Source organism: Campylobacter sp. 2018MI10 (assembly GCF_018501175.1).
Lineage (GTDB): Bacteria > Campylobacterota > Campylobacteria > Campylobacterales > Campylobacteraceae > Campylobacter_E.
Genome location: NZ_JAHCZD010000006.1, coordinates 41,058 through 53,939, shown reverse-complemented (window position 1 = coordinate 53,939; position 12,882 = coordinate 41,058). Strand labels below are relative to the sequence as shown.

Below are 12,882 nucleotides of genomic sequence, written 5' to 3'. Positions count from 1 at the left end.
TTATTTTAAAAATCTTAAACAATATTACAATGAATTTGAATTTTAAATAAAATTTATTATCAATATAACTATCATTTATTTAAAACTTATAAATATTATGATAATTATTTTTGTTATTAACTAAAAATATTATAGAATATCATTTTTATTATCAATTAAGGAGATATTTTGAGAAAATCTTTAAAACTTTCTTTGGCTTTATGCTTATTTGGTGGTGTTGGCTTATTGGCTAATGAGAATGCTAATCTTGATACTATTGAAGTAAATGCTAGTTCAATCGGATATTCTAATGTTGATTCGCTAAAAATCTCAAACAAAAACGCAGGTGCAATAAGAGATGTTATGCGTGATATTCCAGGTGTTTATGTAGCAGGGACAAATCAGTTTAATCAAAAACTTTATATGCGTGGCGTAAATGATAGGGGTATTAATATTACTATTGATGGTGCAAGACAACGTGGAAATATTTTTCATCACTCGGCTGATTTAGTTTTAGATGTTGATTTATTAAAAGCTATTGATGTTGGCGTGGGTGTTTTAAGTGTTGCTAATAACTCAGGTGCTTTAGGTGGTTCGGTTGCGTTTAAGACTGCAAGTGCATTTGATTTATTAGAAGGTGATGAGAGTTTTGGTGGTAAGTTTAAGACAGGCTATTCAACTAATAATAAAGAATGGCAAAAAAGCATAATGGCTTATGGTAAAACTGATAATAATTTTGGTCTTTTAGCATATATCAATCATAAAAATTATGGCTTCGGAAAAGATGGAAATGGCAATGATATTGGTGGTAAGGGTCATGATTTAAGCTATTTATTTAAAGTAAATTATGAAAAAGATGAGCATAAAGCAGGTCTTAGCTATGAGCATACTGAATATGATGGTGATTTTCCATTTAGAGGTGAGTTTGGTGGCTCGGTGGCATTTGATACAGGCACACTAAAAGCAGGAGAAAGAGCTCAACCTATTTTGCCTCAAATTATGCAAAGAGATACCTATACATTTAATTACAATTACAATCCAAATGAATTAATTGATAGCGAATTTAGAGTTTATCATACAGAGCATAGGCTTATAAAAGATGAAGTTCCAAATTATGCAGAATTTAAAAAATCAGGTGGTAAAGCATTTTTATCAAATGATGGGGTAAAAACCACAGGTGCTTATTTAAACAATAAATCAAGATTTGAAAATACTAGCTTTAATCAAGAAGTATTTTATGGACTTGAGTGGTATCAAACTACAAGTTTTAGAAAAAATCATGCAAATATGAAAGATGCAACAAATGGAGCGATTACAGTAACTCCTACTAAAAATCATCCTAAAGAAGTAGCAAACAACCTATCAGTATTTTTACAAGATACTATTCAAATCGGTGGATTTAGCATAATTCCTGGAGTGAGATTTGATAGATTTACTATAGATAATTTTGGCAAGAAAACTCAAGGATTTAATAATTTTAGTCCTGCATTAGCACTTGATTATAAGGCAGAAAACGGCATTAATTTATTTGCTGGGTATTCAAAAGTATTTAGAGGACCTGATCCGATTGAAGCTTTAAGACTTAGCGAAAATACATTTAATACAAATTATATTGATGAGAATTTAGAGCCTGAAACAGGTGATGCTTATGAAGCTGGATTTGGGTATAAAAATAACTTTAATGAACATAATGTTAATTTTGTAGCTAAATATTTTTATACTGATTATAAGAATTTAATTAAAGAAAATGTAAGCGTAACAACTACTCAAAACGGACAAAATGTTACAAATAATTACAATCGTATGAATATGGGTAAATCTAATGTTCGTGGGGTTGAATTATATGCTTCTTATGCTTATGAGAATTTAAAATTTAGTGCAAGTTATACTCATCAAACAACAAAACATAAAGACAAAAGTAAAGTTGGTGGCGTAATGGCATATAGTGATAGTGGGGATAAATATACATTTAATGCTGAATATTTTGCTAGTCCAATTGATACATTATTTGGTTATAACCTAATAGCTTTTGCTGGTAAGACTTTAGAAGATGGAACTAAAAAAGCAGGTTATGGAGTAAGCGAAATATATGCAAGTTATATGCCTACTCAAAATCTTGAAATAAACTTAAGCGTTGGCAATCTATTTGATAAAACTTATGTTTCACATTCTCAAAGAAGATTTGGGGTTGAGACTGCAAACGACTATGAAGCAGGAAGAAATATAAAACTAGGCTTTAGTTACAAATTCTAAACTAAAAAAGGCTTTTTAGCCTTTTTTAGAATATCAATTATTAGGAGAAAATGTGGAATTTTTAAAAGAATATTTAGATTATTTTGTGTTTGCGATATTATTTTTTATGAGCTTTTTAGTTTTGGCATTTAGTATTGAAAGGCTAATATTTTTTAAAAATATTGATATTAAACATTATAAATGTAAAGATGAATTAGAAATAGCACTTAGTAAAAATCTCACCTGTCTTTACATCGTTTATCAAAACGCTCCTTATATAGGTTTGCTTGGCACGGTAATAGGCATAATGATTACATTTTATGATATGGCAAATGCGGCTACTATGGACGCAAAAAGTATTATGCTAGGGCTTTCGCTAGCACTAAAAGCAACAGCACTTGGACTTGTTGTAGCAATCCCAACTCTTATGATATATAACGCATTTATTAGAAAAGTTGATGTTGTATTATCAAGATTTAAGGAAAATAATGAGAGTAAATAAAGAAGGCTTAAATCTAGTTCCATTTATTGATATTATGCTAGTTTTACTTTGCATTGTTTTAAGTGTTAGCACCTTTATAGCAGAAGAAAAAATCGCTATAAACTTACCAAAATCAGAAAATAGCGTAAGCATTGATGATAAGCAAAAAGTATTTATAAGTATTAATGAAACTGGCGAGATATTTTATAATGAAAGTTTGCTTAGCGTAGATGAATTAAAGACAAAATTATCAAGCATTAGTAAAGATGAAATTGTAATTTTACGCTCTGATGAGAACGCTAGTTATAAACATTTTGTAAAAATAGTGGATATTTTAAAAGAGTTAAAGCATGAAAATTTTGCTATTGCAACAGAAAAATAAAATCGCATTTTTCATCTCCTTTTTAGTTCATGCGGTTTTGTTGGCGTGTTTTTTTAGAATTGATGTAAAGACAAGTGAGATTAAAAATGATAAAGCTTTAGCGGTGCTTTTTTATGCTCCTAGCATACCTCAAAATGCTGTTAAAGAAGAAATAATTGAAGAAATCAAAGAAATAAAAGAAGAAATAATCAAAGAAGAGATAAAAGAAGAAAAATTTGCTTTAAAACCTAAAAAAAAGCACCATAAAAAACCAAAACCAAAGCAAGAAGTAAAAGAAATTAAAAATTCTCAAGATGAGCCAATCACACCTCAAAACGAACCTTTAGCAAGCAAGATAAATGAAGCTAAACCAACTACTACAATTAGTAATAATACTCCTGCAGGTGGGAATAATCAAGATGAATTAATCTCTCATATTCAATCAGTTTTAAATAAAACTGCTAAAAGCAATTATCCTATGAGTTCAAGAAAAAGGCGTGAGCAAGGAGTAGTGGTTGTAGGATTTACCTATGATTATGGTAAGGCAAAAAATATAAAAATACTTAAGCCATCAAAATATGAAAATCTAAATCAAGCAGGAATTAAAAGCGTTGAGATAGCGAAATTTAAGCGTTATGAAAGAGTTTTAGATATTAGTGTGCCGCTTAAGTTTAGTTTACATTAAAAATTAGTGCTTAATTGCACTAATTTAAAAATTATAATTTAGATTAAAAGTATATAGCCTTGAATTAGCGTATTTATAACATAATTCGTTATTGCAATTAAATACGCTGATTTTATTTTTGCTATTTAAAATATTTAAGATATTAAAACTTATTTTTAATTTAGTATTTTTAATATTTTTAGTATAGCCAAATCCTAAATTCCAATTCAAATATGACTTAAGTTTAGTATCGCTAAATATTTGCATATTTAAATTCTTATCGTATTGTGAGTATAAATCATTTTTCGCTGAATGATAAGTTATTTCATTAATCAAGTTAAAATTATCATAAAATAAATTATGAGTAAAATTAGCTATAAAAGGCTCATAAACAAATGGCAATTCACTTGATTTTATAGTTTTACCATTATAGATTATGTTTTTACCAATTGTGCTTAAATAATTAGTCGCACTACCTTTTTTATGTAAATAGCTAAGATTTAAATCAAAATAATTTTTAGTATTAAATATACTAATTTCATTGCTAGATAAATTAAGACTTATAATATCATTAGCTGTTTTTTTGCCATTATAATAAACTTTATAATTATTATCAGTATCTTTTATATTTTCTAAGCCTAATTCTTCTTGATTTGCTGAATAAATTTCATTATAAGTTTTGCGTTTAATGTATTTTAATAGCATTTTAAAATATTTAAATTCTGCGTTGTAATATAGGCTAAACTCATTAGCATAAGGGCTTTTTAATCCCATAAAAACTCTATCTTTTTGCCATTTTGTATCTTGTATCCAAGGGCTATTATAATCAATTCTTGAATACTCTTCATATCCACTAAAATAATCATCATATAAAATATAAGCTAAAAGCCCTTTATCATAATATTTATTAAATCCAAATCCTAAAAATTGATTATCATTTAAATAATACTCAAGTCCTGTTCTAGGGGCTATATTAAATCTTTTGCTAAGACTATTATAATCATTTCTAAGACCTAATCTAAAACTAAAATTATGATATTTAATATCGCTTTGTATAAATTGAGCGTAGTTGTTTATTGATTTTTTAGCTTTTGCAAAATGTGTTTCATAATATGAAAAATATTGATTATTTATGCAACTAATATCATTTTCTTTACAAGCTAGAATATCAATTGGTTTTTCATATCTTGTATAAGGATTAATTCTATTTATTTTACCTTGATTTTTACTAAGTTCAAAACCAAAATTAAAGCTATATTCTAAATCATTATTTTTAAATTCATTAGTTTTAGCGTCTAATTTATATTGATATGATTTTTCAGTTTGTAAGGTATCTCCTAACCCACCATAACTTTGCTTTATACCTGAAGGTAAAATGAATTGATACTGAACTTTTTTATCATAAATTCTTGAAGAATTTGATTTTAAAAATGATAAATGCTGATTAAGATTTATATTTTTTAATTCACTTTCAAGATTAAAAGCTAGGCTAAATCCACCATAATTTACTTTCATATTAGAATCAATTACGCCTTCTTGAAATTGATTTATTAAATAAGGATTATAAATAAAAGTTGAGCTAAGAATATGGTTATCATAATCTTTTTGAGTTTTTAGCAAAATTAAGTTATTTGTATCGCTAATTTTATTTATTGTATATATATCTTTTTGCTTTATTTTTGTATTTGAATAATTACTACTTGCAAAAAATAAAATTCCAAAAGTATCATTTAAATATGAGCTAAAATTAGCACTGAAATATCTTTTATAATAATTACTAAAATCTTGATAACCATATCCACTAGAATATTTTTGCCTTATTTTATCATCTATAAAAATATTATCTTGAAAGCTATATCCAAGACTAAATCCACCGCTTGGATTTTTTGATGGGCTTTTGATTTTTGCATCAATTACTCCACCTAAAAATCCACCATAACTAGCACTTACAAAACTATCATAAATGCTTAAATTATCTATAATTTCACTATCTATATTAAGCGAATATGAACCAAGAGATGGGTTATACCAGACATTTTTATATAGCGTTTTTGACATAGCTGGTTGAATGGTGCTTGTTATGTTTATTCCATCTATAAACATTTGATTTTGATAGGTTTTAGCACCGTTGATTGAAAAATCATCTGGCTTTAAAGAATTTGAATTATCGCTATCTTTAGTGGTAATTCTTATATTTGTATGATTTTTGATAAGTTCATCTAAAGTGTGATTTTGTTTTATTTGAGTATTAAGATAGGCTTTATTGTAAATAGTGTTAGAAAATTCTAAATAATCAATATTTTGCACTGCATTAATATTGATTTCATCTAAGGTATTTGCATAAATATATGTAGCTAAAAATATGCTTAGCTTAATTTTATTTTTGCAAAATTGCTTCATAGCCATCTTTTGCTAAACATTTTAAAAGTGATTTTTCATCATAAGTTTTATCACTTATTTTTAGAGTTTTAGAATTTAAATCTACTTTATAATTTTTGCTAACTTTACTAGCACAAAAACTAATAAAATCAACACAAACTTCACAAGCCATATCTTTTATAAAATAAACATTTGCATTAAGATTAAGTGCTAAAAGCATTATAAAAAATGCTTTCATTGTTGCACTGCTTTATAGCCGATTTCGTTGATTTTTTCTACTATTGCTTTAATATCTACATCTTTAGCAAAAGTAATAACTAAATCTTTAGAATTAAAATCAGCCTTATAATCTTTAACTTCAGCAATACTTTTAGACGCTTCTATTATTTTTTTAGCACAACCATTGCAACCCATATTTTTTACATTTAATAAATAACTTACATCAGCAAAAGCTAAACTTGATAAAATTGACACAAATAATAATTTTTTCATACATTCTCCTTAAAAAATATTAATTATAAAAATCATTTCTTAAGAATAATTGAAAATAATTATAAATATTATATAAACAATTAAATTAGAATTTAAAATATTATTTTGATATTTTAATATTAGCTAATTTTTAAATATAATTAAAAATTATTTTTATATAAAGGTTTATATTGTTTAAAAAATATTTGTTATTTTTATTTAGTTTAACTTTTTTAAATGCTTTAATTATCAATGAAAATGAAGTGATTTCAAATCAGATAATTACAAATGAAGATATAGATAATGAAGGCGTCATAAATAGTGATAAAAATCAATTTTCTGGTGTTTTTAATAATAATTTTGGTGCTACTTTAAGTGGTAATTTTTCTACTTTTAATGAGGTGTATAATGGTGGATTTTTTGAAGGCTCATTTCATAATATTCAAATGTTTGTTAATAATGGATATTTCTTAAGCACCAATACTACTACAAATCAAGAGTTTTTTAATCTATATGATGGAATGATAGAAGCTAATCATAATAATTTTTTTAATATGCAAAATTATGGCTTAATTTATGGAGATGATAATATTTTTTATGATTTTATTAACTTTCAAGAAGGCTGGATTTTTGGAGATAACAATACTTTTAATGGAGATGTTTTAAATGATACTGATGGGCTTATATCTGGAAATAATTTATCATTTAAATCAATTTTAGAAAATAATTCATATATTTTTATAGATAATAAAGCTAGTTTTAATGAAGTGATTAATAATGCTGTTATGGATGTAAATAATGCAGAATTTATTGGCGAAGTAATCAATAATGATACTATCAATGGGGATTTTTTAGAATTTAAAAATAATCTAAAAAATAATCAAAATAGCACTATTTCTGGAGAGAATTTAACTTTTGCAAATACTTATAATGATGGTATGATTTTAGGTGATATTACTACTTTTAATAAAGAATTAGATAATGATATTAATGGCTGGGTTATTGGAAATGATATTACCTTTAATGATAGGGTTATTAATAATGGCGATTTAGTAGGAAGCAATTTTAAGTTTAAAAATCAATTAGAAAATACTTTAAATGTAGATAGTATTTATTCTAGTTTTGAAAAGATAAATAATAGTGGATTTTTTACAAGTTATAAATCTACTTTTAATAATACCATTACTCAAAGCGATAATGCGTATTTTTATGCTAATGCATCTGCTATTAATGCTGATATTTTAGGTGGGGATATTGAGATTGCTTATAGTAATTTAGCTAATGAAGAATTAAAAGTAAAAAATGCAAAAATCAATAATTCTACAATTAATTCAAAAAATATGATTTTTGATAATTTGATTTTAAATTCTTCATCAATTTATGGTGGTTTTAGAGCTAAAACACTAGAAGCTAATAATAATAATTTTGTTCTTTATTTTAATGATGGTTTTAGTGGGGCTATTGTCGTTGATGAAGAGATAAAAGGCGTAAATAATGATATAAAAATTGTAAATTATCAAAATAATTTAGGATTTTTTCCTTTACTTTTAGCAAGGAGTAGTAAGGATTTAAGTAAAGATTTTGCTGTATATACTATAAAAGGCTTTAGTGTTTTTGGTTTTGATAAAGAAGTAATAGTAAAAAAAGAGCAAAATGGAGCTTTTTTGCTTGGGATAGGGGATTTTAACTCTTTAAATATTAGCGATATTAATGAATTATTTGATGATAAATATAAAAAGAATTTAGAAAATAATGCAATAAATAAAATTACAGCAAAAAATCCTGATATTGCAAAAATTGGTGTGGATAAAAAGCTAATTAATAATATAAAAAATAAATTCTATAAAGAAGACTTATTAAATTATTCTATTTCAAGATTAAATTTTGATAGCAAAAGGTTTGATTATTTAGATTATGAGTATTTAAGTGGGGATATAAATGATATAAATTATTGGCTAAATCTAATAAAAATAAATAAATCTAATGAATATAATTATTTTTATAATAATTTAGGATTGTTTTTATATAGCTTAAATAATGAAAGCAAAAATCATAAAATCTATGGCGGCGGATTTTATGCTAATTTTAATTTTGATAATTTTTATATAAATACTGATTTTAAATACAATGAGCACGAAGTTGCGATAAATCTTGATGATTTAGGGATTATAAATAAAGATTATTTTAGCGTTAATTCAAAAGTAGAATTTGGATTAAGTTATGAAAATTATTTTGTATATAAACCAAATATTGCTTTTGTTTTTGAATACTTACCAAAGACAAAATATAAAAATGAATATATAAAAGCTTTATTTAAAAGGCAAAATAATTGCTTTTTAAAATTAGGTTTTGCTTTAGAATACCTTAACAATGATTTTGCATTTTCGCTAAATAGTAATTATTTTAAAAGCTTAAGCAAGGATAAATTGCTTATTATAAGTGATGGATATTCTAAAGAAAATCTATATTTTAAAAATCTTAATAGTTTTGAGCTTGGAATACAAACTAAGTATTTATTAAATGATAGTTTAAGTTTGGATATTGATTTAAGTAAGCAGTTTTTTAAAGAATTTAATTCTTATTTTTTTAGAATGGGTTTTGGATATAAGTTTTAGGCAAAATTATATATTTTGCCTTTTTATAAATTAAACATATGATTTAATGGGCCTCTACCACTTCCTAGATTTGGAGCAAATTCCATTGCATTTTGTGTATATAATTTAGCATCTTTTACAGCTTGTAGTTTAGAAAGTCCATTAGCTAAATTAGCAGCTATAGAAGCACTTAAAGTGCATCCTGCTCCGTGATCGTTTGTGGTATTTAAAGGTTTGCCGTAAAGCTCGTAAAAGTCTTTTCCATCATAAAAATAATCTATCGCTAAATCAAAATATTTTCCACCTTTAGCAATCACGCTTTTAGCACCTAAGTCTATTAATTTTTTAGCAGCATCTTTTAGTTTTTCTTTAGAATTAATCTCAAATCCACATAAAAGTTCGGCTTCTAATTTGTTAGGCGTTAAAATATCAGCGAATTTGATAAACTCATTTACATAAAGCTTAAAATCTTCATCTCCTATTAATCTAAAACCACTTTTAGCAAACATAACAGGGTCAATTACTATATTTTTAGGTTTATATTCTTTAAATTTTTCAATAGTTAATCTTATTAAATTAGCATCCCCCATTAATCCTGTTTTTAGTGCTTTTGGTGGAATATCTTTAAATACTGCATCAAATTGAGCCGATACAATATCTTCATTCATAACACAAGCACCATAAACTCCTTGAGTATTTACAGCATATACTCCTAAAACTACTGCCATTCCAAAAGTTTTATGCATAGTAAAGGTTTTTAAATCAGCTTCAAGTCCGCTACCACCACTGCAATCACTTCCTGCAATTGTTAGAACTGGATTTAACATATAAACTCCTTATATTGGTTAAAAGAGAAATAATACTCTAAAAATTTATAATTTTATTATAATATTTGCCTTTTTTATAAATTTATTAGGAACAAAAATGTTTAACCTTGATATAAACTTATTTTCTTACATTAGCGTTAGGGCTTTTTTAGCGTTTTTATTATCGTTTATTATTACATTAATTATTATGCCACTTTTTATTTCTTGGGCAAAGAGTGTAGGGGCAAATCAGCCAATTTTAAGTGATGCACCACTAAATCATCAAAAAAAATCTAATACTCCTACAATGGGTGGGGTTGTTTTTATTTGTGCTGCTTTATTATCTAGTCTTGTTTTTACTACATTTAATGTTTATAGTTTTAGTGCGATTTTGTGTATTGTTTGTTTTGGTGCTATTGGAATAATTGATGATTTAGGCAAGGTATTAAAAAAGGCAAATAAGGCTGGGTTAAAACCACGCTCTAAAATGATTTTAATGTTAATTGCGTCTTTAATAACAATATTACCTATTATGATATATGGGAATTTTAGCACAGAACTTTTTGTCCCATTTTATAAATATCCTATAATTGATATGAAGTATTTTGCTTTATTATTTTGGGTATTGGTGTTAATTTCTAGCTCAAATGCTATTAATCTAACTGATGGGCTTGATGGGCTTGCTTGTGTGCCTAGTGTGTTTTCATTATTTACATTATCAGTGTTTTTATATCTTAGCTCAAATGCTGTTTATGCTAATTATTTATTGTTACCTAGAGTAAGCGGGAGTGAAGAATGCGTTGTAATTGCACTTGCATTAATTGGTGCTTTACTAGGATTTTTATGGTATAACTGCCATCCAGCACAAGTATTTATGGGAGATAGCGGTTCTCTTACATTAGGAGCTATTGTTGGATATTTAGCGATAATTTCAAAAAATGAGATTTTATTAATTTTAATAGGTTTTGTTTTTGTTCTTGAGACTATTAGCGTTATTTTACAAGTTGGAAGTTTTAAAATATTTCATAAAAGGATTTTCAAAATGGCTCCAATTCATCATCATTTTGAGCAAATTGGTTGGAGTGAAAATAAAATCATAGTTAGGTTTTGGCTAATTGCATTTATTTGCAATGTTTTAGCGTTAATTACTATTAAATTAAGGTGAGTTTTATGTTATCAATGTTTGGATATGGAAATGTTGCTAAGGCGATTACAAGCACTTATAAAAAGGGTGAATGGTATATATATGATGATAAATTTAGCGTTTGTAGTGAAGATGAATTTGGTAATAAGCTTTTACCTACAAGCTATTTTAATCCTGATAAAAGTAGCATAGAAGTAGTTAGTCCTGGAATTGCACCTAATCATATTTTATGTAAAAGTGCTAAGAATTTAACAAGTGAGATTGATTTTTATAACGAAGCTTTAGGGCTTAGTATTTGGGTTAGTGGGACTAATGGTAAGACTACTACAACGGAAATGATTTCTTATTTGCTTAATATTGAAGCAGGAGCAAATATAGGAAAACCAATTGCATTAATGAATCTTAAAGCACCTTTAGTTATCCTTGAGATGAGCTCTTTTGCCCTTCATTATACTAAGGTTGCAAGACCTGAGCTTTATGTGTTATTACCTATTTGTGATGATCATATTTCTTGGCATGGAAGCTTTAATAATTATGAAAAAGCAAAACTTGATTTAATTTTTAGAATGAATAAAACAGCAAGTATTATTGTGCCTAAAAAATATGAAGAGTATTTAAAGAGTGCAAATTGTATTAAATATTTTTATGAGAATTCTAGTGATTTAGCTAAACTTTTTGATATTGATTTAGCTAGATTAAATTACAATGAGCCGTTTTTATTAGATGCGTGTTTAGCGTTGGCTGCTTGTAAGATTATTAGTGGCAAAATTGAATATGAAAAAATATCTAAGTTTAAAATTGGTCGTCATAGGGTTGAGATTTTTAAAGATAGCAAAAATAGGATTTGGATTGATGATAGCAAGGCTACTAATATTTCAGCTGCACTTGCTGCTATTAATAGTTTTAAAGAGCCTTTACATTTAATTGCTGGTGGAGATGCTAAAGGTCAAGATTTAAATGAGTTTTTCTCAAAATTAGACAAAAATACAAAGCTTTATTTAATAGGTAAGAGCGATTTTAGTGATATTGCTAAAAAGCACGGATTAAACCCAATTAGAACCAATCTAAAAGAAGCTGTAAGTATGATTTATAAAGATTTAACAACTAAAGAAATAGCATTATTAAGTCCTGCGTGTGCTAGTTTAGATGAGTTTAGTTCTTATGCTGAGCGTGGGGATTTGTTTATAAAATATATGAAAGATTTAGATGTTTAGCTTTTTAAGACTTGCAAAAAGTGCTTTAATTACAAGTGAGTATAGTGTGAAAAATAATAAATTATTTTATAAAAATAAAGAATTTATAATCCAAGATGAATTAAAAAATTACGAAAATACTTATTTTGTAGTTGCTATTGATAGGGTGATTTTATTTAAAAATCAAAATGAAAATAATTTTGATAAGGCTAAAAAAAGACAAATAAAAGCGATAAGTCTTAGTTTTTTAGTAATGATTTTATGTTTGATAATTTTATTTTTTCAAGAATTTGAAATAGGAATTTCATTTTTAAGTATTGCTAGTATTGTAGTTTTTATACTTTCAATACTTAATTATTCGTTTTTAAAACAACAAATTTTCGCATTAGAAAAAATTTAAGCGTAATTTAAGAATTATCATATATAATAACGGCTTTTACTTCGGTGGTTGGATAGCTCAGTCGGTAGAGCAGCAGACTGAAAATCTGCGTGTCGGCAGTTCGATTCTGCCTCTAACCACCATTTTAAATTTCCCACTTTTTATTATTTTTTATTTGAGAATTTGAAATAGGAATTTC

Annotated in this window: 12 protein-coding genes and 1 tRNA gene; 9 read left to right on the top strand and 4 right to left on the bottom strand. The window is 26.2% G+C overall.

Annotated elements, in window-relative coordinates; genetic code table 11:
• Window positions 1–168 precede the first annotated feature (168 nt).
• From KJR01_RS03955 to KJR01_RS03940, 4 genes are read left to right on the top strand one after another with little or no spacing between them, the layout of a single operon-like run.
• Window positions 169–2,232 (top strand): TonB-dependent receptor domain-containing protein, encoded by a 2,064-nt coding sequence (locus tag KJR01_RS03955; protein ID WP_214117360.1) that lies wholly within the window; start codon window positions 169–171, stop codon window positions 2,230–2,232.
• 52 nt (window positions 2,233–2,284) lie between these two features.
• On the top strand, window positions 2,285–2,713 hold the full coding sequence (gene exbB, locus KJR01_RS03950; RefSeq protein WP_214117359.1) for a TonB-system energizer ExbB: 429 nt from the start codon (window positions 2,285–2,287) through the stop codon (window positions 2,711–2,713).
• Window positions 2,700–3,074 (top strand): TonB system transport protein ExbD, encoded by a 375-nt coding sequence (exbD, locus tag KJR01_RS03945; RefSeq protein ID WP_214117358.1) that lies wholly within the window; start codon window positions 2,700–2,702, stop codon window positions 3,072–3,074. The genes exbB and exbD overlap by 14 nt, the downstream gene beginning before the upstream one ends.
• The gene (locus KJR01_RS03940; protein WP_214117357.1) at window positions 3,043–3,738 is read left to right on the top strand and encodes a TonB family protein; all 696 of its coding nucleotides are present in this window, start codon (window positions 3,043–3,045) and stop codon (window positions 3,736–3,738) included. The genes exbD and KJR01_RS03940 overlap by 32 nt, the downstream gene beginning before the upstream one ends.
• A 24-nt stretch (window positions 3,739–3,762) precedes the next feature.
• Here KJR01_RS03940 and KJR01_RS03935 read toward each other — a convergent pair whose 3' ends face one another.
• From KJR01_RS03935 to KJR01_RS03925, 3 genes are read right to left on the bottom strand one after another with little or no spacing between them, the layout of a single operon-like run.
• On the bottom strand, window positions 3,763–6,117 hold the full coding sequence (locus KJR01_RS03935) for a TonB-dependent receptor plug domain-containing protein (protein ID WP_214117356.1): 2,355 nt from the start codon (window positions 6,115–6,117) through the stop codon (window positions 3,763–3,765).
• Window positions 6,095–6,334 (bottom strand): hypothetical protein, encoded by a 240-nt coding sequence (locus KJR01_RS03930; RefSeq protein ID WP_214117355.1) that lies wholly within the window; start codon window positions 6,332–6,334, stop codon window positions 6,095–6,097. The genes KJR01_RS03935 and KJR01_RS03930 overlap by 23 nt, the downstream gene beginning before the upstream one ends.
• Window positions 6,331–6,588 carry a heavy-metal-associated domain-containing protein gene (locus tag KJR01_RS03925; protein ID WP_214117354.1) on the bottom strand — a complete coding sequence of 86 codons (258 nt, stop codon included), beginning with the start codon at window positions 6,586–6,588 and terminating at the stop codon, window positions 6,331–6,333. Before KJR01_RS03925 ends, KJR01_RS03930 begins: the two co-directional genes overlap by 4 nt.
• Before the next feature lie 170 nt (window positions 6,589–6,758).
• Between KJR01_RS03925 and KJR01_RS03920 the strand changes: the two genes are divergently transcribed.
• Window positions 6,759–9,182 carry a hypothetical protein gene (locus tag KJR01_RS03920; RefSeq protein ID WP_214117353.1) on the top strand — a complete coding sequence of 808 codons (2,424 nt, stop codon included), beginning with the start codon at window positions 6,759–6,761 and terminating at the stop codon, window positions 9,180–9,182.
• Window positions 9,183–9,205: 23 nt separating this feature from the next.
• Here the strand turns inward: KJR01_RS03920 and thiD are convergent, their stop codons facing one another.
• Window positions 9,206–9,988: a bifunctional hydroxymethylpyrimidine kinase/phosphomethylpyrimidine kinase gene (gene thiD / locus KJR01_RS03915; RefSeq protein WP_214117352.1), complete on the bottom strand. Its 783-nt coding sequence runs from the start codon at window positions 9,986–9,988 to the stop codon at window positions 9,206–9,208.
• A 97-nt stretch (window positions 9,989–10,085) separates the two neighbouring features.
• Here thiD and mraY point away from each other — a divergent pair, with 97 nt between their 5' ends.
• The 4 genes from mraY to KJR01_RS03895 all read left to right on the top strand — a co-directional run bounded on the left by mraY (window position 10,086) and on the right by KJR01_RS03895 (window position 12,826).
• Window positions 10,086–11,132, top strand: a complete 1,047-nt coding sequence (gene mraY / locus KJR01_RS03910; protein ID WP_214117351.1) for a phospho-N-acetylmuramoyl-pentapeptide-transferase — start codon at window positions 10,086–10,088, stop codon at window positions 11,130–11,132.
• 5 nt (window positions 11,133–11,137) lie between these two features.
• Window positions 11,138–12,325 (top strand): UDP-N-acetylmuramoyl-L-alanine--D-glutamate ligase, encoded by a 1,188-nt coding sequence (murD, locus tag KJR01_RS03905; RefSeq protein WP_214117350.1) that lies wholly within the window; start codon window positions 11,138–11,140, stop codon window positions 12,323–12,325.
• The gene (locus KJR01_RS03900; protein ID WP_214117349.1) at window positions 12,318–12,704 is read left to right on the top strand and encodes a hypothetical protein; all 387 of its coding nucleotides are present in this window, start codon (window positions 12,318–12,320) and stop codon (window positions 12,702–12,704) included. The genes murD and KJR01_RS03900 overlap by 8 nt, the downstream gene beginning before the upstream one ends.
• Before the next feature lie 46 nt (window positions 12,705–12,750).
• A tRNA-Phe gene (locus tag KJR01_RS03895) sits at window positions 12,751–12,826 on the top strand.
• Window positions 12,827–12,882 lie beyond the last annotated feature (56 nt).